The organism is Bacillus cereus group sp. MS39 (assembly GCF_040448665.1).
Classification (GTDB): domain Bacteria; phylum Bacillota; class Bacilli; order Bacillales; family Bacillaceae_G; genus Bacillus_A; species Bacillus_A wiedmannii.
The window spans coordinates 985,377-1,009,125 of record NZ_CP123058.1; the positions used below are offsets into that span (position 1 = coordinate 985,377).

Sequence of the window (23,749 nt, forward strand, 5' to 3'; positions counted from 1 at the left end):
GGTGGGGTGAACTTTAGTGGAAGAAAAAAAGCAACAAAATGTAACAATAAAAGGGACAAAAGACGGAATAACGCTTCATTTAGATGATTGTTGTTCATTCTCTGAATTACTGGAGGAACTGGATGAAAAGCTTTCTACACATTACTATGATGGTGATGGGCGCTCTTTAATTGAAGTGCATGTGAAAGTGGGAAATCGTTATTTAACAGAAGTCCAACAAGAAGAGATTCGTACGTTAATTCGTAATAAAAAGAATCTTGTTGTGGATTCAATTGAAAGTGATGTTATAACGAAAGCAGAAGCAATAGCTTGGAAAGAAGAAACAGAAATTGTCCCTATTTCCAAAATTGTTCGCTCTGGACAAGTTTTACATGTAAAAGGAAATTTATTGTTAATTGGAGATGTTAATCCAGGCGGAACGGTTATCGCTGGGGGGAATATTTTTGTCGTAGGATCATTAAGAGGAATTGCGCATGCTGGGTATTATGGGGATTCGGATGCTGTAATCGCTGCATCTGATATGAACCCGATGCAACTTCGAATTAGTGATGTGGCAATGCGGGCTCCGGAAGAGAAAGAAGACGGAGCGGAGGCGGCAGAATGTGCGTATATTAATGAGAACAATCACATTGTTGTCGATCGACTGCAACTTCTCACTCATCTTAGACCTAATTTAACAAAGTTAGAAAGGGGAATTGTATAGCTGTGGGAGAGGCAATAGTAATTACATCTGGAAAAGGCGGAGTAGGTAAAACTACAACGTCTGCGAACATTGGTACAGCCCTGGCGTTATCTGGAAAGAAAGTGTGCTTAATTGACACAGATATCGGTCTTCGAAACTTAGACGTAGTAATGGGGCTGGAAAATCGTATTGTATTTGATCTTGTTGATGTCGTTGAAGGGCGTTGCCGTTTACCTCAGGCGCTTATTAAAGATAAGCGTTTTGATGATCTTTATTTATTACCTGCAGCGCAAACGAGTGATAAATCAGCGGTAACACCTGAACAAATGGATGAATTAATACAAGTATTACGTCAAGATTATGATTACATATTAATTGATTGTCCTGCGGGGATTGAGCAGGGATTTAAAAATGCGGTAGCTGGTGCGGATAAAGCAATCGTTGTTACGACGCCAGAAGTATCCTCAATGCGCGATGCGGATCGTATTATCGGGCTTTTAGAAAAAGAGGATATTGAACCACCAAAACTTGTTATTAATCGTGTGCGTAGTCATATGCTTCATGAGCAGGATATGTTAGATGTTGATGAAATCGTACGTACATTGTCAATCGAGCTTCTTGGTGTTGTCGAGGATGATGATGAAGTTATTCGTGCTACAAATACAGGTGAACCTGTAGCGTTGCAACCGAGCGGAAAAGCAGCGTTAGCTTATCGTAATATTGCAAGACGCTTGTTGGGTGAGAATGTACCATTGCAAGCATTTGGACAAGAAAAGGTATCGGTATTTACAAAGATGAAAAACTTCTTTGGAATCCGTTAAAAGCACTTCGCATATATGCGAAGTGCTTTCTTTTTTCTTGACACGAATATCTTCCTTTCTTAGCTCATACATATGTACAAACTGTATACAACTGTTTCTATTTAAATTAGCTTAACGAAAGAAAGGAGACAGTATGAAAAATAGACGTGTAGAAGAAATTAAAAAACGGATTGCGAAAAGGAAGGCAGAGCAAGAAAGGATGGAGGAAGAGCAGTATTTTGCTGGAGGGAATTTTGATAGTGAAACAGTATTTATTGAAGAAGGAGAAAAGGAAATTCATCCTTTATTTCGAAAAGAAGTATTTTTCTTCAAAGTTTTGTTATCAGCAATATTAGTTCTTTCTGTCGCTATTTTATATAAGAATGCCCCCCCTTCTTTCGACGGTGCTAAAGCTGTTACAGAAAAAGTGATGAAAGAAGAATTTCAGTTTGCTACTGTAGCGAAATGGTACGAAAAGCAGTTTGGAAAACCGCTCGTATTTTATTCACCTACTGAGAAAAAAGAAGGAACTATTCAGCAAAAAGATTATGCTATCCCTGCTTCTGGAAAGGTGATGCAAGGGTTTCAAAAAAATGGCCAAGGTGTATTTGTTCAAACAGCTACAAATGCAACTGTTGAGTCAGTGAATGAAGGGCTAGTTGTTTTTGCAGGTAAGAAAGAGGAACTTGGTAATACGGTTCAAATTCAGCATGCAGATGGAACAGAATCGTGGTATGCGAATTTAAATGACATGACAGTGAAATTATATGATTACGTTTCAAAGAAACAAAAAATTGGAACGGTGAATAATGATGCGAATAATAAAAATGGTAAGTTTTATTTCGCGATAAAAAAGAATGAAAAATTTATTGACCCGATCCAGGTGATTTCATTTGATTAAATATAGAGAAGTTTTAACGAAGATTTCAGTGCATCCGTTATTTTGGGTTATTATTGTCATTGGTATTTTTACGGCACGTTTTAAAGAGTTACTACTGTTATTTTGTATCGTTCTTATCCATGAACTTGGGCATGCCTTCGCGGCGGCACACTACAATTGGCGTATTAAAAAGATTCAACTTTTACCGTTTGGTGGTGTGGCTGAGCTTGAAGAACATGGGAATAAGTCATTGAAAGAGGAACTTGTTGTTGTAATTGCAGGGCCTATACAACATATTTGGATGATGGTGGTAGGTTATATAGTGTTTGAAGCTGGTTGGCTGGGTGCAGATTTATATTATTTCTTTATATGGAATAATATAATTATTTTAGCATTTAATTTACTACCTATTTGGCCGCTTGATGGTGGAAAAGTATTGTTTAACGTATTATCATATCGTTTTCCTTATTTACAAGCACATGAAAAGATGATGAAATTATCATGTGTTTTTTTTAGTGTAATACTAGTGTGGCAGTTACTTTGGAATAGTAACAATATTATGATGTGGGTATTACTCATATTTTTAGCGGTGTCGTTATATCAAGAGTGGAAACAAAGACAGTATGCCTTTATGCGTTTTTTATTAGAACGTTATTATGGGAATAAAAGAGGAATTGAAAAGATTGCACCTATTGAAGTGCAATCAGAAGATCATTTATATAAGATATTCACAAAATTTCGTAGAGGGTATAAGCACTCTATTATCGTCCATGGAAAATATAAAGAACATTACACATTGGATGAAAATGAACTACTCTATGCGTATTTTACTGAAAAACGAACAACTTCATCTGTTGAAGAATTAATCGGTTAGTGTTGACGATAGCACTAACCTTTTATTATTGTAAAAGCAAAGAAGATTATAAAGTGAGGAAAGAATTTTGAAAACGTTATATATGAACTATGCAGGATCGGAAAAACGCGTTGCAATTGAAGAGAAGAAAAAAATTGTTGAGTTTTTATGGAAACGAAATGAAGAACAAGAGATTGTTGGGCATATTTATGTTGGACGTATCGTAAGAACGATTGCTGGAATGAACGCAGCTTTTGTAAACATCGGTTTAGAAAAACATGCGTACCTTTCATACGATGATGTACCATCTTCTTATCGTATACATGAAGGGCAAGCAGTACTTGTGCAAGTTGTGAAAGAGGCAATTGATACGAAAGGGCCGAAATTGACGGCGAACATAGAATTTACCGGGAAATATGTCGTTTATATGCCATATGATGAAATGCGTGCGGTTTCTCGGAAAATAAAAAACAATAAAAGAAGGCAACAGCTACTCCAAATTGAGGTAGAAGGGACAGGAGGTTATATTTTTCGCTCTGCTTCTGAAAAAGGAGAAATTGAAGAAATACAAGCTGAAATGCAAAGATTACAGCAGTTATATGAAGAGCTAAAAAGAAAAGAGGGCCAAGGAAAGGCACCGTTACTACTTCATCGACCAGCGACCTTTTTAGATCGTGTATTCCAAGAGAATCCGATTGAAACGATTGAAAAAGTAGTTGTAGATACAAGAAGTATAGTAAAAGAATTAGAAGAAAAGATCGGAAAAGAAAAAGTAACTTTTTATAATGAAAAATCTTCAATGTTTAACCATTTTGGAATAGAGCGTGAGATCGAGAAAGCACTTCAAAAAATTGTGTGGCTCCCGAATGGTGCTTATTTAATTGTGGAACAAATGGAGACGATGACTGTAATTGATGTGAATACGGGTAAGTTTACTGGAAAACAGAATTTACAAGATACAGTCCTTCGTACAAATGAAGTGGCAGCTGAAGAGATTGCACGTCAATTAAGACTGCGTGATATCGGTGGTATGATATTAATTGATTTTATTAATATGAAAAGAAGAGAAGATAAAGAAAAGGTAAGAGAATGTCTGATGGCTGCTATGCAAAATGATCGCACATATACAAGAGTGCTCGGTTTTACAGAGTTAGGGATTTTGGAGATGACACGTAAACGTAAGAAACATTCTTTACGCGACGTATTACTAGAAGAGTGTGTACCGTGCAAAGCGACGGGGTATGTGATGTCATATGAAACAATTGCGTATGAGTTAGAGAGAGAGCTAATTACATATGGCAATATAGAGGATGAGGCAGTATTAATCGCGGCACCTAAAGAATTACAAAAACAATTCTTGCAAAAAGAATTACACAAAAATATTCCATTTGAAATTTATTTCAAAGATGATATGATCGAAAAGTATGCTATTATTCGTTTTGGAAGTAAAACAGAAATTGTAGAACGGAAAAAATAGTTAGCAGAACATTTATTGACAACCGTCTATGATTCATGATAACATCTTTATGTTATAGTTTATAGCACCTAAACGGCTATATGCTACAACCGCACAAGACAGGTTCCCTAAAGACATTTATGTCTACCTCGTTTTTGGCGAGTCTTAGTAATTAAGAGGAGGTGCAAGTATGTACGCAATTATCGAAACAGGTGGAAAACAAATTAAAGTTGAAGCTGGTCAAGCAATCTACATTGAAAAATTAGATGTTGAAGCTGGTGAAACTGTTACTTTTGACAAAGTTCTTTTCGTTGGTGGCGAAAACGTTAAAGTTGGTAGCCCAGTTGTAGAAGGTGCAACAGTTACTGCGAAAGTTGAAAAACAAGGTCGCGCTAAGAAAATCATCGTTTTCAAATACAAAGCGAAAAAGAACAATCGTAAGAAACAAGGTCATCGTCAACCTTACACTAAGCTAGTTGTTGAAGCTATCAACGCTTAATCCAGGTTAACATGATTAAAATTACGATAAGTCGCACGAAATTAGGAAGTATCCAATCATTTAAAATGACTGGACATGCCAATTATGCGCCACATGGACAAGACCTTGTCTGTGCAGCAACTACAGCGGTTGTGTTTGGTTCTATAAATGCAGTGGAAGAACTTTGTAATGTGCAGGCAACTATTGAACTCGGAAGTGATGGCGGATTCTTAACGTATGAATTGCCTAATGATTTAGACGTTCATGCAGCAGAAAAAGCACAAACGCTTTTAGAAGGATTGGTTGTTTCGCTTAAGACGATCGAACTTGATTACGGAAAGTATATCCGTTTAATAGAAAAAGTGCAGGAGGTGTAACGTATGTTAAGATTAGATCTTCAGTTTTTCGCATCTAAGAAAGGTGTAGGTAGTACAAAGAACGGTCGTGACTCTCAGTCAAAACGTCTTGGTGCTAAACGCGCAGATGGTCAAACGGTTTCAGGTGGTTCAATTCTTTACCGTCAACGCGGTACAAAAATTTATCCAGGTGTTAACGTTGGTCGTGGTGGCGATGACACTTTATACGCGAAAGTTGACGGCGTAGTACGCTTTGAGCGTCTTGGCCGTGACCGCAAACAAGTGAGCGTATATCCTGTTGCTCAAGAAGCATAAGAACTCACGGAAAACTCTAACCTGAGTGCAGGTTAGAGTTTTTCTATATTAAGGGGTATCTAAATGAATGAAAAATGGACAATTATAGATGCATTGCGTCATTCAAGACATGATTGGCTCAATCGTATGCAGATGGTGAAAGGAAACCTTTCCCTTGGAAAAGTGGAAGAGATTCATAGTCTCATCGATCGTTTTGTCCAAGAAGCGAGACAAGAATCCAATCTGATAGGGCTATCAATGCCTTTATTTTCAGAGTGGATTTTAACATATAATTGGAAACAGCAGCCGTGCTTATTGGAGTACGAAGTATTAGGGAAATTACATAACTTATCTCACTTAGATGAGACTGTATGTATATGGACGAATCAATTTTTCTCAATACTTCAGCATAGTTTAGACGTATATGTTGAAAATTATGTTTGTATCACAATTGAATGTGACGCGGAGAATGCTCGTTTCTTTTTTGATTTTCGTGGTAAGCTAACGAGTGTAGAAGAACTACAGAATTGGCTTGCGAACCAAAACAATAAATGGTATTCCATTTCTTATACAGTACGAGACGAAGAAGTCTCAGTTATATTACAACCAATCGAAAAAAGTGTGGTGAAATAATGTTTGTAGATCAGGTCAAGATATATGTAAAAGGCGGCGACGGTGGTAACGGAATGGTTGCGTATCGTCGTGAGAAGTATGTACCTAAAGGTGGCCCAGCAGGTGGCGACGGTGGTAAAGGTGCAGATGTTGTTTTTGTTGTTGAGGAAGGCTTACGTACATTAATGGACTTCCGCTACCAACGTCATTTCAAAGCTGATCGTGGTCAGCATGGAATGAGTAAAGGTCAGCACGGTCGTAAATCTGAAGATTTAATCGTAAAGGTTCCACCGGGAACAATAGTAAAAGATGAAAAAACAGGTGAAATTCTTGCCGATTTAGTAACGCATGAACAAACAGCTGTAATCGCAAAGGGTGGCCGCGGTGGTCGTGGTAACTCACGTTTCGCAACACCGACGAACCCAGCGCCAGAAATCGCTGAGAACGGTGAACCAGGTCAAGAACGTGATGTCACGTTAGAACTTAAAGTGCTAGCAGATGTTGGACTTGTTGGATTCCCAAGTGTAGGTAAATCTACATTATTATCTGTTGTATCATCAGCGCGTCCGAAAATTGCAGAGTATCACTTTACAACAATCGTTCCAAATCTTGGTGTTGTTGAAACTGGTGATAACCGCAGCTTCGTTATGGCTGACCTTCCTGGACTAATTGAAGGCGCACATGCCGGCGTCGGACTTGGACACCAATTCTTACGTCATATTGAGCGTACACGTGTAATCGTGCACGTTATCGATATGTCTGGTTTAGAAGGCCGTGAGCCATATGAAGATTATGTAACAATCAATAGTGAACTAAAAGAATACAATATGCGTTTAACTGAGCGTCCACAAGTTGTTGTTGCAAACAAAATGGATATGCCAGGTGCAGAAGAAAACTTACAAGCATTTAAAGAAAAATTGGGAGACGAAGTGAAAATTTTCCCAATCTCAGCTATAACGAAACAAGGTGTTCGTGACTTACTATTTGAAGTAGCGAACTTATTAGAAACAACACCAGAATTCCCAATGTACGATGATGTAGAAGAATCTGAAGCAAGTGTAATGTACAAATTTGAATCTGAATCTAATTTTGAAATTACACGCGAAAGTGATGGCACATTTGTTATTTCTGGTTATGATATTGAGAAAACATTCAAAATGACAGACTTCTCACGTGATGAATCTGTACGCCGATTTGCTCGTCAAATGCGTGGAATGGGTATTGATGAAGCCCTTCGTGCACGTGGTGCAGTAGACGGAGATATTGTAAAAATTCTTGAATATCAATTTGAATTTATCGATTAAGACTGCCGAAATATGGCAGTCTTTTTTTATTGTAAATGTCTGATTCGTATAGGAAAAAATACCCACTAATTTAATTTTCAATTTATAATAGAACAAGGAGTGGCTTTGGAAGAATTTTTTATGGGGAGAAAACGAACATGTATAAAATATTAATTGTAGAAGATGATGAAAAAATAGCGAGAATATTAGAGGAGCATTTAGAAAGGTATGGCTATCAATCGTTTAGAGCAAGTGATTTACGTCATATAAAAGATGAGTTCGTAAAAATAAATCCTCATCTCGTATTACTGGATATTAATTTACCATATTTTGATGGTTTTTATTGGTGTCGTCAAATTCGTACTGTATCGAATGCGCCGATTATTTTTGTTTCTGCAAGAACAGGGGAAATGGATCAAGTAATGGCGATCGAGAATGGTGGAGATGATTACATTACGAAGCCATTCCATTTAGATATTGTAATGGCTAAGGTGAAAAGTGCACTTCGTCGTGGCTATGGTGAGTATGCCTCTGTTGCTGAGAGTGATTGTTTAGGTGTAAATGGACTGTTGTTATTTCCGTCCCAGCACATTGTTGAGTGGCAGGGGCAACAAACGGAGCTGACAAAAAATGAATTTTACTTATTAGAATGTTTAATGAAACAAGCAAATCAATATGTAACGCGTGAAGAACTGTTAGAAGCCCTGTGGGATGAGGTAGCTTTTGTTGATGATAATACATTAACCGTAAATGTAAAACGCGTAAGGAAGAAACTAGAGGAGCTAGGCATTCAAAATGCAATTGTAACGAAACGCGGATATGGTTATGCGCTTCTTACAGAGTGGGGCGAAGGGCATGAAGGTTAAAAATTACTTCATGGACCGTTTTTCTTTACTTCTTTCTTATATTAGTAGCCTTTGTTTATTTGGGCTCGTTTTGCAGTTGCAAAGTTTTTTAGAAAAAAGATCCATTGATTGGAGTACGTGGTTATATGGGCTTTTATTAGGGACAGTTGTATTTATTGTATACCTTATTTACGATTATCGAAAACGAAGTATATTTTTAAAAAGAATCGAAAAATATGTTGCTAGCGGAAATACATTACACGACTCTTTACTTATTGATACTTCTTATACGTCAGAGCAAGAGATGGTTGTTGAATCGTTTACGCTATTAAGACAGCAATATATGAATGAAGTTCATAAACAACATGCGAAAGAACAACAGCAAATGATATTTATGAACCAATGGATTCATCAAATGAAAACACCAGTATCGGTTATAGAATTGCTATTACAAAAGTTTGGTAAAGAGCATCGTGAAGCAAGAGCAACAGTTGAAAGTATTCGCGAAGAAAATAATCGTATACTAAATGGTTTAGATTTAGCGTTACATATGGCAAGGTTAGAGCAATTTGCGAAAGATTATAAAGTAGAAGTAGTAAATGTGATAGATATCATCAGGGGTATTATTAATGAAAATCGAAAATCTTTCATTCAATCGTCGGTATTTCCGAAAGTAATGTTTGATGAAGATACTTGTATGGTTGCATCTGATAGAAAATGGCTCAGTATTGCTATAGGGCAAATTGTTGTAAATGCAATTAAGTATACGAAAATTTCAGAAGCAGAGAAAAAGGAAATTCAATTTCAAATTGAAGAGAAAGATCAAAAGGTGTTACTACATATTAAGGACAATGGAATTGGTATTCCAAAGCAAGATGTAAAGCGTATATTTGATCCATTCTTTACGGGAATAAATGGCCGTAAAACGAGAGAAGCGACTGGAATGGGTTTATATATTACGAAGGAAATTTGCGATAATTTACATCATGGAATGTATGTGCAATCGGCTGAAGGGGAAGGGACAACATTCACGTTCCAATTTGCAAAAGATGAAGAATATCATACATTAATGAGAAAAATGACAAAACTGTAAGATAACAAAACGTTTTGTAAGGGAAATCACTCGTTTCTTTTTCTTATTTTTCTTATAGTAAATGTAAGAAGAAAACACATAGGGGGATTAGAAATGAGTGTTCTTGAAGTAAAAGGATTAACAAAGGTGTACCAATCAAAAGGTTCAGTAGCGACGACTGCTTTAAATGATATAAATTTTAAAATAGAAGAAGGCGAATTTGTAGGGATTATGGGTCCTTCAGGAAGCGGGAAAACAACGCTTTTAAATTTATTAGCAACAATTGATAAGCAAACTTCAGGTCATGTGCTTGTAAATGGCGAAGAAATTAATCAAATGCGTGCTGCAAAATTAGCAGAGTTTCGCCGTACACATTTAGGGTTCATTTTCCAAGATTTTAACTTACTTGATACGTTATCGATTAAAGAAAATATCATTTTACCACTTGTAATGGCGAAGAAATCTGTAAATGAAATCGATGCAAAAGTGCTTGAGATTGCAAAGTTCTTAAATATCGAAGAAATATTAAATAAAAAAGTATATGAAGTATCAGGCGGACAGCAACAACGTGCAGCAGCTGCGAGAGCAATCATTCATGAACCGACGTTAATTTTAGCGGATGAGCCAACTGGAAACTTAGATTCAAAGTCAGCAAAATCATTAATGAGCGCGTTGCAAGATTTACATGAACAAAAGAAAGTGACAATTGCAATGGTAACGCATGATCCAGTAGCGGCGAGTTATTGTGAGCGTATTCTTTTCATTCGCGACGGAGAAATTTTTTCAGAAATACATAAAGGAAGAACGAAACAAGCCTTTTTCCAAGAAATTCTGGACGTACTTGCGATGCTAGGAGGGGAATATCATGAACTTTCGCCAGCTCGCGCTTAATAACGTAAAAGGAAATTGGCGTAATTATAAAGCTTTCCTTATTAGTAGCTGTTTATCGATTGTCGTATTTTTCATGTATGCTTCCTTTATTTATCATCCAGATGTCGTAAGTGGTAATATTAGTATGAGAGAGATGATCTCAAAAGGGCTAGAATCGATGAATTATATTGTAGTCATCTTCTCAGCACTCTTTATTTTATATGCAAATTCAACATTTTTACGAGCAAGAAAAAAAGAGTTTGGTCTATTAACATTAATAGGCGGAACAAAATCTCAACTTGGCCGAATGATTATATTAGAACAGCTTATGTTAGGTAGCATTGCAATTGTAGTAGGTATTGGGCTTGGCATGCTTTGTTCAAAATTATTTTTCCAAGCATTAAGCGTAATATTGAAAATAGATAAAACACTTCCACTCGTATGGAATAGTAAAGCAATTCTTATTACAGCAGGTATATACTTTATTCTATTTTTAATCCTATCATTGTTTAGTGTTTGGACAGTAGGGCGCTTGCAAATTATTGATTTATTAAGAGAAGCAAGAAAACAAAAAGTAGAACCTTTTGCATTTACATCGTTATGTGTAGTTGGTATAGGATGTATTATTGTTGCATATGTACTGAGCTTCCAAGTGACATTTATGAATTTTATCATTCTGTTTTTACCGATTGTAGGGCTGACGATAGGCGGAACTTATTTACTGTTTACACAAGGTAGTACAGTCGTATTAAAAGCATTGCAAAAAAGAAAAAGATCTTTTTATACATATCCAAATATGTTCGTACTTAGCAATCTTATTTATAAAATGAAAGATAATGCTCGTTTTCTATTTGTAATTTCTATCATTACGGCCGTTGTATCTTCAGCAGTTGGTACACTGTACGTATTTTTTGAGGATATGAGTTATAAGGCAGTAACTAGTACCCCGCATGCTATTTCGTATGAGGAAAAGGGAATAAATACGCATAATGTCATCAAAGAAGGAAAGGCAAAAGAATTAATAAAAAAACACGGATTTGAAGAAGCGCGAGAAGTAATGTACGTAAAACTTCCTGGAACTCAAAAAATCACGATGTTTAACAGTGAACATGAAGTACCGATGGCGATTGTTTCAGAAAAAGAATATAATGCTGAAGTACGTAAACAAAAGAGAGAACAAGTTAGAGAAGTTCATAATGCACCAGGTAGTGCAACGATGGTCGTAATGGATATGGCGAACGATATGATGAAGATAGATCGTACGAAACCGTATGAAATTAAAATTAACGGACAAACGCAGTCTGTTCAATTAAATGAGCCAACTCCATTTTCTGTTTTTAATGATAGTGAATATCTCATTGTGAATGATCAAGATTTTGAGAAATACGCAAAGCTCGTACCAGATGAAGAAAAGACGAAATATTACGGTTATTATATAGAAGACTGGAAAAGTACGGAAGACCTTGTGTTAGATTTGAAAAAGGAAATTGTACCAGATAAGCAAGGGGAATTAAATAACTCGGTGCTCGCCTATAAAAATATAAGGGAATCAGGAGCAATTACGATGTTTATCGGTTTCTTCGTAGCTGTACTGTTCTTCTTCTTCGCTTGTAGTATGACATACTTTAAATGGTTTAACGATAAAGAACAAGATCGTATTCAATTTAAATCGTTAAAGAGAATCGGTATGACAGATAAAGAAATTCGTAAAATTGCGATTCGACAAATGGGCGTTATCTTCTTTATCCCAATTTTGATCGGTGCAATTCATAGTGGATTTGCTCTTCATACGTTAGGGAAAATGCTTTATATTGATTTATGGAAATCAGGTGCGATTGTAATTGGAGCATACATTGTAGCTTCTGCGATTTACTTTATGATCGCGCAAAGGGGATATTTGAAACACGTGCAAAGCTAGAGAAACCTCTAGCTTTTTGCCTATGTAGTAAGTTATAGGGGGACGATAGATGAACATTCGGCAACTAGCGCTGCAAAATATAAAAGGAAATTGGCGTAATTATAAAGTGTTTTTCTTAAGTAGTTGTTTTGCGATATTTGCGTCTTTTGCATACATGTCTGTCATTGTACATCCGTATATGCAAGAGACGATGTGGTATCAAAACGTACGCTGGGGACTTATCATATGTAATGTTATAATTATTTCTTTTTTCGTCATATTTATTTTGTACGCTACTTCTATTTTCATAGAGGCACGTAAGAAAGAATTAGGATTATATATGTTAATGGGAGCAACGAAATCTAACGTAATAGGAGTGATTATGACCGAGCAAATATTGATCGGGGTATTTGCTAATATTTTCGGTATTGGGCTTGGTATAATCTTTTTAAAGCTCTTTTTCATGGTGTTTAGTATGTTACTGGGGCTTCCGAAAGAACTCCCTGTCATATTTGATGTGAGAGCAATTGGGGGAACGTTTATTACGTATATGTTCGTATTTGTTGTTTTATCTTTTATAAGTGCTTTACGAATATGGAATATAAAAATCATTCGGTTATTGAAAGAATTTCGAGCAGATAAAAAAGAGAAGAAAACATCAATGTGGCTTTGTATATTCGGCTTTATTTGTTTAGGGATAGGATATGCGTTAGCGTTACAAGCGACGGTGACAACGATAGCATTCTATTTTTTCCCTGTGTCTATACTTGTCTTTTTCGGAACGTATTTTTCTTTTACACACGGCACTGCTCAAATATTAGAAATGATAAAACGAAATAAAAAGATTATGTATACATACCCGTATTTATTTATAGTGAATCAATTGTCACATCGAATGAAGGAAAATGGTCGTTTTTTCTTTCTAATGTCAATGGCAACGACGTTTGTAGTTACGGCAACAGGTACGGTATTTTTATATTTTTCTGGTATGCAAGATATGTGGCGGGGCGGGGGAGTACACTCATTTTCTTACATAGAAAAAGGTACTTCTTCTCATGAAGTCTTTGCGGAAGGTGCGGTTGAACAATTATTGCATCAATATGGGTATAATGATTTTCAAACTATGAGTTTTGTTGGAGTGTATGCATCTTTTCAGTCCAATAAGGGAGAAACAGAAGTAGCGCCGCTCATTAAAGAAAGTGAATACAATCAAGAGGCAAGAAAACAAAAACAGAAAACGTATCATCCTAAAAAAGGAACAGTTACACTCGTTTATTATAGTAAATACAATCATCCGTATATGTATGATCAAAAAGAGATTCAATTGCAAGTAATGAATCAACCATATCAATTCGTATTTAACGGTCAGAAAGAAGGGGTTCAATTTAACCATCATCCTTCGTACATTAATGGTCTGTTCTTCGTTATGAATGATGAAGATTTTGACAGTATAGCAAATCAGGTTCCTGATTCTGAAAAAATGATATATAGAGGCTACACATTACCAAATATCGAAAAGACGAAGAAATTAAATGAAGATTTACGGAAACATATGAAACAAGATAATAATGCATTTCGAAGCAATATGGAGTTATATGTAAATATGAAAGAAGGCGGCGATATTACTCTATTTTTAGGCTCATTTATTAGTATATTATTCTTTCTTACTTCATGTAGCATCGTATATTTTAAATGGTTTCATAACATTTCATCGGATCGTAAAGGGTACGGGGCGCTCTCTAAGCTTGGAATGACGAAAGAAGAAGTGTGGAAAATTTCCCGTTGGCAATTGTGTATGCTATTTTTTGCGCCAATTATAGTAGGAAGTATGCATAGTGCAGTTGCGCTATATACGTTTCATAATACGATCTTTATGGATGGTTCATTAAGAAAAGTAGGCTTGTTTATTCTGTGTTATATCGCTGCATGCATCGTTTATTTCTTTTTCGCTCAAAGAGAATATAGGAAACATTTAGACTAGCAAACGCTAGTCTTTTTTAAATATTCGAAATTTACATAGAAGAATATAAAAAAGTATGGTATAACAGTAAGAAAACGAAAAAGAGGGGAAAAGACGATGATTCGAGTAGGATATTTAGGACCGGAAGCAACATTTACAAATATGGCGGTGAGTCGTTTTTTTCCGGAAGCAGAGCATGTACCGTATCGCACGATTCCAGACTGTATTGATGCAGCTGCAAATGGAAATGTAGACTTCGCAGTTGTACCGTTAGAAAATGCCATAGAAGGTTCAGTGAATATAACGGTTGATTATCTTGTACATGAGCAGCCGCTCTCCATTGTAGGAGAAATTACAGTACCAATTCAGCAGCATTTACTTGTACATCCGCAGTATGCAGAAGTGTGGGATGAAGTATATGCGGTGCATTCTCATCCGCATGCCATTGCACAGTGCCACAAGTTTTTAAATGAAGAATTAAAAGGAGTAACTGTTCGAGATATGACATCAACAAGTGCTGCTGCGCAATATGTGAAAGAACATCCTGAAGAAAAAATCGCTGCCATTGCAAATGAAGCGGCCGCAGAAAAATACGGTTTAACAATTGTAAGGCGTGATATTCATACGCACAAAAACAATCATACACGCTTCCTAGTGCTCCATAAGAAAAAGAAAACCATACTCCCAAATAACGGAGAAAACCGCGGAGAGAAAACGACGCTTATGATAACGTTACCTGCTGATTATGCAGGGGCACTATATCAAGTGTTATCAGCTTTCGCATGGAGAAAATTAAATCTATCAAAAATCGAATCGCGTCCGATGAAAACAGGACTAGGAAATTACTTTTTCTTAATTGATGTCGATAAAGCATACGATGATGTATTATTGCCAGGCGTAACGATGGAACTTGAAGCGCTCGGTTTTTCTGTTACTGTGCTGGGGAGTTATTCTTCTTATTGGTTGTAAGAGAGGTGGATGAACTGTCGACATTTCCCTTCTAATTGCTGGTATAATTTCATCGGATAATACATTTTGTGATAGATAAATAGAATCCCACCTATAAATGGTGGGATTCTATTTATTTTAACTTCGCAAGACGATCCTCTAACTGCCCACGCCAAATATCGGCTAGCTCTTTTACAGCAAGAATCTTTTCAATGCCATCTCTATCTTTCCTATTATGAAAATAAATTTCGTTAGAGAACAAAACAGAAACATTGCTCGGTTGACGTTCTAGTAATGTAATTTTTGAATCTTTACGTACGTTACCTTCTTGAAGAACACGGCATAGGTAGCCAGTAAATCCAGTTGCTACAATGCGCGGCAGTATGCCAGGAATACCAAGGCGTTTTGAAATTGTGCTACAAGGTACTCTCGCTTGTGTCACTTGAATGATTGCTTCACCTAGTTGATATGTATCTCCGATGCAAACATCACGCTCTAACATATTTGTTACGGTAATGTTTTCGCCAAATGTGGAAGCTGGAAGCGTAGTTTGAAATTCTTCTTCCCATAGTGCGTAATGTTCGTGTGGGTACACACAAACTGCGCGGTCAGGTCCCCCATGGTGTTTTAAATCCGCTACATCATCACCACGAAATCCATCTTTTGAGAGAAAAGCTTCTTCTGCAAGTTCTTTACATATACCAGTAATCATTTCTTTATCTTCGCTATATTTCATTTGTTTTGGTTTGCCAATGCTAAAGTGAACGAGTTCAATTCCCATGTTTGAGCCCCTTTACAATTGATTACAATATTATATCACTAAAAAAGCACAGAGAATGATAAAAACTCTGTGCTTTACATGAATTAATAAACGAGAAATCCTGCTTTATCTAGTGCCTCGCAAGCAGCATCTAACTTTTCTTTTGAATCTGCCTCAATTGTATGTAAGTGAATACCATCTGTTAGTTGCGAAAGATAGGAAGCATTCGTATTTTCAATTTTTTGTAAATATTGCTCTACATCAAAGCGATTGCTTACCATGATGGACGCTGTTAAGTCACCGTATACAGGATGCTCAACTTTTACATCTTTAATCGTAACGCCGTGGTCAACAAGCGTTGTAAGTTCTTGACGTACTTCCGCTGGTTTATGTTGGCATACAATTACGCGTTCGAAAGCTTGTTGTTTCTCTTGTGGTTTTAAATATAAATACCCTTGAGCAGTCGCAATAATTGGTTCGTTTCGTGCTTTAAGCAAGGAAATATCTTGCACGATAACTTGTCTACTTACATTTGTCTTTTTCGATAGTTCATTCCCAGATAACGGTTCATTTGCAGCGAGAAGCCACTGAAGGATAAGTTGTCGTCTTTCTTCACCTAAAATCTTTTTTTGTTCATTTTGTTTCATTATGATTTAACACCTCTATAAAATTGATTTCCAATTGTGTGTAGTGCATGAATAGTAGTATCAATTTGATCTTTCGTTGTTTGTTGTCCGAAAGAGAAGCGAACATATTGTTTTGCCTCTTCATACGTTTTTCCAATTGCAAGCATTGTTTTCGAAGGTTCTTGTTTACCGACTTGGCAAGCACTTCCAGTGGAAATGGCAATACCATGGCGATTACATTCTAGCATTGTATATTGACCTTCTATTCCTTTTATTGTAACCCCAACAATATGTGGTAAACAAGAAGTAGAATGACCTTCTACTTGAATTTCTAGAGGAAGCGCTTGTAAATGTCTTAAAAAGTAGGATCGTAACTCTTTAAAACGTAAGCTCTCTTCTTGTTGATTTTTTAATATATTCTCAGCAGCTGTTAAAAAAGATGCGATGCCAGGAACGTTTACCGTACCTGGGCGAAATCCTTTTTCATGAGAAGTTCCCGGAAATATTTGTGCCCAGCGAACTTGGGGATTTATATAGCAAGCGCCAACACCCTTTGGTCCGTATATTTTATGTGCTGAAACAGAGAGACTATCAATTCCCATCTCAAAAACATTGATAGGAAGTTTACCAAATGTTTGTACACAATCTGAATGAAATAAAACGTTATATTTTTTTAAAAGTGCCCCGATCTCTGTGATGTTTTGAACGGTTCCGATTTCAGAGTTTCCATGCTGTATGCTTGCTAGAACAGTATTTTCTGTAATAGCTGTTTCTAAATCTTCTAAATGAATTAGCCCGTCTTCATCAACAGGTATTTCAGTAATGGTATACCCTTCTGATTGTAAGGATTGAAAATAACTTCGAATGGATGCGTGTTCCATAGGTGTCGTAATAATGTGCTTCTTATTTCGAGCATTGAGAAGGGATTGAATCGCAAGGTAGTTGGATTCCGAGCCACCGCTTGTGAAGAATGCCCCTTGTTCCTTTCCACCAATCATTTCAGCAAATGTTTTACGGCAAACTTGTAATAAAGAAGAGGCTGTTCCTCCAATATCATGTAAACTTTGTTCATTTCCGAAGTATTGCGATGCTGCTTTCATATATGTGTGTAATGCTTCTTCACTCATAGGTGTAGTAGCTGCATAGTCAAGATATATCATCATGTAAGTTCCTCTCCCTAGTAAGAGTTACATTTCTTGTATTTTTTAAATGGTAGTGAAAATAAGAATTATAAAAAAACTCTTGTCATTATTTTAAAACTATGTAAATATAGGTGTCAAGACAGTTGAAAAGTGTAAAGTAGGAGGCAACAATTATGCCAAGTGCAGATGTCTTAATTATTGGAAGTGGCGTTGCGGCACTTCGTGTTGCGAAAGAGATTTGTCACGAAAAGAATGTGATTATTATCACAAAGGAAAAAAATCGTAATAATAATACATATTTAGCGCAAGGTGGAATTGCCGCAGCGGTTGCTACATATGACAATCCAAATGATCATTTTGAAGATACGTTAGTAGCAGGATGTCATTATAACAATGAAGATGTGGTCCGTTATTTAGTCGAGGAAGGACCGAAAGAAATGAATAATCTCATTGAAAATGGAATGAAATTTGATGGAGATGAAACGGGTCCTCATCTTGGAAAAGAAGGCGCACATCGAAAGCGTCGTATTTTACATGCAGGTGGCGATGCAACAGGAAAGAATTTATTAGAGCATTTCATTCAAGAAGTAGCTCCGCACGTTACGGTAGTGGAACAGGAAATGGTGCTCGATTTTATTATAGAAAATGATAAATGCGTTGGAGTTTTAACAAGAACTAGTGAAGGGAAGTTGAAGCGTTACGTTGCAGAGTATACGGTGTTAGCAACAGGTGGGATTGGCGGTTTATACGCCTTTACTTCTAACGATAAGACAATTACGGGTGATGGACTTGCGATGGTGTACCGCGCAGGCGGGGAGCTCGTAGATTTAGAGTTTGTACAGTTTCATCCAACAATGTTATACGCGAACGGGCGATGCTGCGGCCTCGTCTCTGAAGCTGTCCGTGGTGAAGGAGCTGTCCTTATGAATGGAAAAGGGCAGCGTTTTATGATGAATATACACCCTGATCACGATCTCGCACCACGTGATGTAGTAGCAAGAGCGATTCATGAGCAGCTTTTGGCGGGTGAACAAGTGTATGTAAATATCGAGTCTATTCAAAATTTCGAAGGACGTTTTCCGACTGTATCATCATTGTGTGAAAAGAATGGTGTCGATATAAATGAAAAACGCATTCCAGTCGTACCCGGTGCTCATTTTCATATGGGCGGCGTGAAAACGAACTGTGATGGGGAGACGTCCATTCCAAATTTATATGCGGTTGGTGAAGTAGCTTGTAATGGTGTTCATGGAGCAAATAGATTAGCAAGTAATTCATTATTAGAAGGTCTTGTGTTTGGAAAAAGAATAGGACAACATATTTTAACGAAAGCGACAAAAGAAAGCTGGAACAACGTGGCTGGGAAGGAAAAGAAGTTTATCGTTCTGAATCATTTGCCGGCGAAAGAAGAAATACAAGAATGCATGATGAAATATGTTGGGATTGTGCGAACAGAGAAAAGTTTATCTTATGCAAAGAGATGGCTTAGTAAGTACGGTGTTCGAAATATGATATTACAACATGATGTTCTTACAAATGAAGAGATAACGCTTATTAATATGTTAACAGCCTGTGAGCTTATAGTCGTGTCAGCTTTGCAAAGGGAAGAAAGTATTGGTGGCCATTATCGAAGTGACTATCCAGATAGAAATAGCGTAAAAAAAGAGATCGTTCGAGTGAAAAGAAAACTACAACTTGTGTGATGAAGGGAAGAGGGGCTCTATGAACACGATAAAAGTGAAAGAAGCATTAAATCGATTTTTTCTAGAAGATATAGGAGAAAGAGATGTAACATCTCAGCTTATTTTTCCGGACAATTTACTTTCAAAAGGAACGTTTCTTGCGAAGGATACAGGTGTCTTTGCGGGGCGTTTAGTAATTGAAGAAGGATTTAAATTAATTGATGAAAGAATTGAAGTGGAGCTTCATAAAAAAGATGGAGATTTTGTAGAAAAGGGCGAAATAATAGCAACTGCGCAAGGACCAATTGCTTCGTTATTGACGGCAGAGCGCGTTATATTAAACGTTATCCAGCGTATGAGCGGGATAGCTACGATGACACATAAAGCTGTTCTTGCTTTAGATAGCGGCCATACACGTATTTGCGATACGCGAAAAACGATGCCAGGGCTACGCATGTTTGATAAGTATGCAGTCGTGTGCGGAGGCGGATTTAATCACCGTTTCGGTTTATATGACGGTGTCATGATTAAAGACAATCATATTGCTTTTGCTGGTTCTATTACGAAAGCTGTTACATCGGTGAAAGAAAAATCAGGACATATGGTGAAAGTAGAAGTGGAAACAGAAACGGAGGAGCAAGTGAGAGAGGCTGTAGCTGCTGGTGCAGATATTATTATGTTTGATAACCGTACGCCAGATGAGATCCGGGAGTTTTCAAAGATTGTACCAAGTGCCATCGTTACGGAAGCATCAGGAGGCATTACAATTGAAGATTTATCGAAATATGGAAAAACAGGGGTCGATTATATTTCACTTGGAGCGTTAACACATTCAGTGAAAGCACTTGATATTAGTTTCAATATTGAGGCGTAAGGAAAGTGGCTTAGAGGGGGGAGAAAGGAATATGAGTATTTTAGAAAAAGTGCAACCGATTGAAACGATGTTACCAGAGCGTTATTACACGATGACAACAGAAGAAATGGAAAAGCGTGTTCGTGAAATTAAAGCAAAAATGGGGAAAACACTATTTATTCCAGGACATCATTACCAAAAAGATGAAGTGGTACAATTTTCTGATGCAGCAGGAGATTCACTTCAGCTTGCACAAGTTGCAGCGAGCAATAAAGAAGCGAAATATATTGTATTTTGCGGTGTACACTTTATGGCAGAAACAGCAGATATGTTAACGACAGATGATCAAATCGTTATTTTGCCAGATATGCGTGCAGGTTGTTCGATGGCAGATATGGCAGATATTGAACAAACAGAAAGGGCATGGAAAGAGCTCGCAAAATTATTTGGAGATACGATGATTCCGTTAACATATGTTAACTCTACAGCTGCAATTAAAGCGTTTTGTGGTCGTAATGGCGGAGCAACAGTAACTTCTTCTAATGCAAAACAAATGGTGTCTTGGGCGTTTACACAAAAAGAGCGTCTTGTCTTTTTACCGGATCAACATTTAGGAAGAAATACAGCATACGATTTAGGTATCCCATTAGATAAAATGGCAGTATGGGACCCACATACAGATTCATTAGAGTACGATGGAGATATAGAAGGAATTCAAGTGATTTTATGGAAAGGGCATTGTTCGGTTCATCAAAACTTTACAGTGAAAAACATTGAGAATGTACGGAAGAATCATCCGGATATGAATATTATTGTACATCCAGAATGTTGTTATGAGGTTGTCGATGCTTCGGATTACGCAGGATCAACGAAATATATTATTGATATGATTGAAGCAGCGCTACCTGGAAGTAAATGGGCAATTGGTACAGAGATGAATTTAGTGAACCGAATTATTCAGCAACATCCAGATAAAGAGATTGTTTCACTTAATCCATTTATGTGTCCGTGTTTAACGATGAACCGAATTGATCTGCCGCACTTATTATGGGTGCTTGAAACGGTAGAAAGAGGAGAAGAAATTAACGTTATTAGCGTAGATAAACAAGTGACTGAAGAAGCGGTTCTTGCATTACATCGTATGTTAGAGCGTGTGTAAAGCAACGGTATTTCTGTTGCTTTTTTTCATGCATATAATCATAACGAGAACAAAATGGGCATACATTGTTTTGAAGAAATCATTGCGATTTTCTTATGCTTATTCCACTTCTAATGATATTGAAAATCGAAGAAGTGATACAAGTGAAAAGAAGTTAGCGTTATTTAGAAAGGGTTACTTCATGAGATTTGTTACTTATAGATAAGTTATACAGGAGGGGGAAATTTTGAAAATTCATATCGTGCAAAAAGGGGATACCCTTTGGAAAATTGCGAAAAAGTACGGAGTAGATTTTGATACGTTGAAAAATACAAATACACAACTTAGTAATCCAGATTTAATCATGCCAGGTATGAAAATTAAAGTACCATCAAACAGCGTTCACGTGAAACAACATGCTGGAGCAGGTTCATCACCTCCAAAACAATACGTAAAAGAAGTACAGCAAAAAGAATTTGCAGCAACGCCAACTCCGCTTGGAATAGAGGATGAGGAAGAAGTTACGTATCAATCAGCGCCAATTACACAGCAACCTGCTATGCAACAAACACAAAAAGAAGTGCAAGTAAAACCACAGAAGGAAATGCAAGTGAAACCACAAAAAGAAGTACAGGTAAAACCGCAGAAGGAAATGCAAGTGAAACCACAAAAAGAAGTACAGGTAAAACCACAGAAGGAAATGCAAGTGAAACCGCAAAAAGAAGTACAAAAAGAAAAGCCAATTCAAATGGAAAAACCAGTTGAAAAACCGTCTGTTATTCAAAAACCAACTGTTATAGAAAAACAAAAACCAGCAGAAAAAGAAAACACAAAATTTTCGGTAAATGTATTACCACAGCCGCCGCAACCACCAATAAAAGCAAAAAAAGAATATAAAATTTCAGATGTAATTAAAAAAGGAAGCGAGTTAATTGCTCCTCAAATTACTAAAATGAAACCTAATAACATCATTTCTCCGCAAACGAAAAAAGATAACATAGTGTCACCACAAGTGAAGAAAGAGAACGTAGGAAATATAGTATCACCGCAAGTGAAGAAAGAGAATATAGGAAATATAATATCACCGCAAGTAAAGAAAGAGAATGTAGGAAATATAGTATCACCACAAGTAAAGAAAGAAAATGTAGGAAACATAGTATCACCACAAGTAAAGAAAGAAAATGTAGGAAACATAGTATCACCACAAGTAAAGAAAGAAAATGTAGGAAACATAGTATCACCACAAGTAAAGAAAGAAAATGTAGGAAATATAGTGTCACCAAATGTATCGAAAGAGAATGTAGTCATTCCGCAAGTAATACCGCCAAATATTCAAGTACCAAACATCATGCCAATGTTGGATAACAATCAGCCACCAAATATCATGCCAATGTTGGATAACAATCAGCCACCAAATATGATGCCAATGTTGGATAATAATCAACCACCAAATATGATGCCAATCATGGATAATAACCCAATACCAAACATCATGCCAATGTTGGATAATAATCAACCACCAAATACGATGCCAATCATGGATAACGACCAAATGCCAAATATGATGCCGATAATGGATAACAACCAAATGCCAAATATGATGCCAATCATGGATAATAATCAAATGCCAAATATGATGCCAATCATGGATAATAATCAAATGCCAAATATGATGCCAATCATGGATAATAATCAAATGCCAAATATGATGCCGATAATGGATAATAATCAAATGCCAAATATGATGCCGATAATGGATAATAATCAAATGCCAAATATGATGCCGATAATGGATAACAATCAAATGCCAAATATGATGCCGATAATGGATAATAATCAACCACCGAATATGATGCCATATCAAATGCCATATCAAATGCCATACCAACAGCCTATGATGCCGCCTAATCCGTATTATCAACAACAAAATCCATATCAAATGCCATATCAGCAAGGAGCACCGTTTGGACCGCAATATACGTCTATGCCAAATCCAAATATGATGCCAATGGATAATAATATGCCACCGCTCGTGCAAGGAGAGGAAGATTGTGGATGCGGAGGAGAGAGTAGGCTATATAGTCCGCAACCTGGAGGGCCACAATACGCGAATCCTTTATATTATCAACCAACTCAATCGGCATATGCGCCACAGCCAGGAACGATGTATTATCAACCAGATCCACCAAATGTATTTGGGGAGCCAGTTTCAGAAGAAGAGGACGAAGAGGAAGTTTAAAAAAGGCGGGATTATTCCCGCCT

Annotated in this window: 23 protein-coding genes and 1 other annotated feature; of the genes, 20 read left to right on the plus strand and 3 right to left on the minus strand. The window is 36.9% G+C overall.

The genetic code is table 11. From position 1 onward, the window contains the following. Positions 1-16: 16 nt before the first annotated feature. The 16 genes from minC (at position 17) to pheA (ending at position 15,307) form a co-directional block, all read left to right on the plus strand. A complete protein-coding gene (gene minC / locus QEP67_RS05135; RefSeq protein WP_000391511.1) occupies positions 17-703 on the plus strand; it encodes a septum site-determining protein MinC in 687 nt (228 codons plus the stop codon). A 2-nt stretch (positions 704-705) separates the two neighbouring features. Next, positions 706-1,503 carry a septum site-determining protein MinD gene (minD, locus tag QEP67_RS05140; protein ID WP_000503312.1) on the plus strand — a complete coding sequence of 266 codons (798 nt, stop codon included), beginning with the start codon at positions 706-708 and terminating at the stop codon, positions 1,501-1,503. 133 nt (positions 1,504-1,636) lie between these two features. Then, positions 1,637-2,383 carry a stage IV sporulation protein SpoIVFA gene (gene spoIVFA / locus QEP67_RS05145; RefSeq protein WP_000797469.1) on the plus strand — a complete coding sequence of 249 codons (747 nt, stop codon included), beginning with the start codon at positions 1,637-1,639 and terminating at the stop codon, positions 2,381-2,383. Continuing rightward, positions 2,376-3,236 carry a stage IV sporulation intramembrane metalloprotease SpoIVFB gene (spoIVFB, locus tag QEP67_RS05150; RefSeq protein ID WP_000599080.1) on the plus strand — a complete coding sequence of 287 codons (861 nt, stop codon included), beginning with the start codon at positions 2,376-2,378 and terminating at the stop codon, positions 3,234-3,236. The genes spoIVFA and spoIVFB overlap by 8 nt, the downstream gene beginning before the upstream one ends. Before the next feature lie 67 nt (positions 3,237-3,303). Further along, a complete protein-coding gene (locus tag QEP67_RS05155; RefSeq protein WP_000855439.1) occupies positions 3,304-4,692 on the plus strand; it encodes an Rne/Rng family ribonuclease in 1,389 nt (462 codons plus the stop codon). A gap of 77 nt (positions 4,693-4,769) precedes the next feature. Next, positions 4,770-4,847: a sequence feature (ribosomal protein L21 leader region), on the plus strand. A gap of 14 nt (positions 4,848-4,861) precedes the next feature. Next, a complete protein-coding gene (gene rplU / locus QEP67_RS05160) occupies positions 4,862-5,170 on the plus strand; it encodes a 50S ribosomal protein L21 (protein ID WP_000270907.1) in 309 nt (102 codons plus the stop codon). 11 nt (positions 5,171-5,181) lie between these two features. Next, the gene (locus QEP67_RS05165; protein ID WP_048565744.1) at positions 5,182-5,526 is read left to right on the plus strand and encodes a ribosomal-processing cysteine protease Prp; all 345 of its coding nucleotides are present in this window, start codon (positions 5,182-5,184) and stop codon (positions 5,524-5,526) included. 3 nt (positions 5,527-5,529) lie between these two features. Next, the gene (rpmA, locus tag QEP67_RS05170; protein ID WP_000944957.1) at positions 5,530-5,820 is read left to right on the plus strand and encodes a 50S ribosomal protein L27; all 291 of its coding nucleotides are present in this window, start codon (positions 5,530-5,532) and stop codon (positions 5,818-5,820) included. A gap of 63 nt (positions 5,821-5,883) precedes the next feature. Next, on the plus strand, positions 5,884-6,432 hold the full coding sequence (locus tag QEP67_RS05175; RefSeq protein WP_001003578.1) for a sporulation initiation phosphotransferase B: 549 nt from the start codon (positions 5,884-5,886) through the stop codon (positions 6,430-6,432). After that, entirely contained in the window at positions 6,432-7,715 is a 1,284-nt protein-coding gene (gene obgE, locus QEP67_RS05180; protein ID WP_000497116.1) for a GTPase ObgE, read from the plus strand. Before QEP67_RS05175 ends, obgE begins: the two co-directional genes overlap by 1 nt. Positions 7,716-7,852: 137 nt before the next feature. Beyond that, positions 7,853-8,560, plus strand: a complete 708-nt coding sequence (locus tag QEP67_RS05185; protein WP_048565743.1) for a response regulator transcription factor — start codon at positions 7,853-7,855, stop codon at positions 8,558-8,560. Beyond that, on the plus strand, positions 8,550-9,632 hold the full coding sequence (locus QEP67_RS05190) for a HAMP domain-containing histidine kinase (RefSeq protein ID WP_000865389.1): 1,083 nt from the start codon (positions 8,550-8,552) through the stop codon (positions 9,630-9,632). The genes QEP67_RS05185 and QEP67_RS05190 overlap by 11 nt, the downstream gene beginning before the upstream one ends. A 93-nt stretch (positions 9,633-9,725) precedes the next feature. Further along, positions 9,726-10,502, plus strand: a complete 777-nt coding sequence (locus QEP67_RS05195) for an ABC transporter ATP-binding protein (protein WP_000114530.1) — start codon at positions 9,726-9,728, stop codon at positions 10,500-10,502. Next, entirely contained in the window at positions 10,477-12,399 is a 1,923-nt protein-coding gene (locus QEP67_RS05200) for an ABC transporter permease (RefSeq protein ID WP_001011396.1), read from the plus strand. The genes QEP67_RS05195 and QEP67_RS05200 overlap by 26 nt, the downstream gene beginning before the upstream one ends. Before the next feature lie 49 nt (positions 12,400-12,448). Next, positions 12,449-14,359 carry an FtsX-like permease family protein gene (locus tag QEP67_RS05205; protein ID WP_001026330.1) on the plus strand — a complete coding sequence of 637 codons (1,911 nt, stop codon included), beginning with the start codon at positions 12,449-12,451 and terminating at the stop codon, positions 14,357-14,359. A 96-nt stretch (positions 14,360-14,455) separates the two neighbouring features. Next, entirely contained in the window at positions 14,456-15,307 is an 852-nt protein-coding gene (gene pheA, locus QEP67_RS05210; RefSeq protein ID WP_000621715.1) for a prephenate dehydratase, read from the plus strand. Between the two features lie 112 nt (positions 15,308-15,419). Here the strand turns inward: pheA and QEP67_RS05215 are convergent, their stop codons facing one another. The 3 genes from QEP67_RS05215 to QEP67_RS05225 all read right to left on the minus strand — a co-directional run bounded on the left by QEP67_RS05215 (position 15,420) and on the right by QEP67_RS05225 (position 17,835). Beyond that, the gene (locus QEP67_RS05215; RefSeq protein ID WP_000510684.1) at positions 15,420-16,067 is read right to left on the minus strand and encodes an MOSC domain-containing protein; all 648 of its coding nucleotides are present in this window, start codon (positions 16,065-16,067) and stop codon (positions 15,420-15,422) included. 83 nt (positions 16,068-16,150) lie between these two features. Continuing rightward, the gene (locus tag QEP67_RS05220) at positions 16,151-16,693 is read right to left on the minus strand and encodes a transcription repressor NadR (protein ID WP_000812274.1); all 543 of its coding nucleotides are present in this window, start codon (positions 16,691-16,693) and stop codon (positions 16,151-16,153) included. Beyond that, positions 16,693-17,835 carry an IscS subfamily cysteine desulfurase gene (locus QEP67_RS05225; protein WP_000973754.1) on the minus strand — a complete coding sequence of 381 codons (1,143 nt, stop codon included), beginning with the start codon at positions 17,833-17,835 and terminating at the stop codon, positions 16,693-16,695. The genes QEP67_RS05220 and QEP67_RS05225 overlap by 1 nt, the downstream gene beginning before the upstream one ends. A 152-nt stretch (positions 17,836-17,987) precedes the next feature. Between QEP67_RS05225 and nadB the strand changes: the two genes are divergently transcribed. The 4 genes from nadB (at position 17,988) to exsA (ending at position 23,726) form a co-directional block, all read left to right on the plus strand. Continuing rightward, the gene (gene nadB, locus QEP67_RS05230; RefSeq protein WP_001138521.1) at positions 17,988-19,517 is read left to right on the plus strand and encodes an L-aspartate oxidase; all 1,530 of its coding nucleotides are present in this window, start codon (positions 17,988-17,990) and stop codon (positions 19,515-19,517) included. Positions 19,518-19,536: 19 nt separating this feature from the next. Next, complete coding sequence (nadC, locus tag QEP67_RS05235) at positions 19,537-20,370, plus strand: carboxylating nicotinate-nucleotide diphosphorylase (RefSeq protein ID WP_064470245.1); 834 nt, start codon at positions 19,537-19,539, stop codon at positions 20,368-20,370. 31 nt (positions 20,371-20,401) lie between these two features. Further along, positions 20,402-21,508, plus strand: coding sequence for a quinolinate synthase NadA (gene nadA / locus QEP67_RS05240; protein WP_000025321.1), 1,107 nt, complete (start codon positions 20,402-20,404; stop codon positions 21,506-21,508). A 226-nt stretch (positions 21,509-21,734) separates the two neighbouring features. After that, positions 21,735-23,726, plus strand: a complete 1,992-nt coding sequence (gene exsA, locus QEP67_RS05245; RefSeq protein WP_353706535.1) for a spore coat assembly protein ExsA — start codon at positions 21,735-21,737, stop codon at positions 23,724-23,726. The last annotated feature ends 23 nt before the right edge of the window (positions 23,727-23,749 follow it).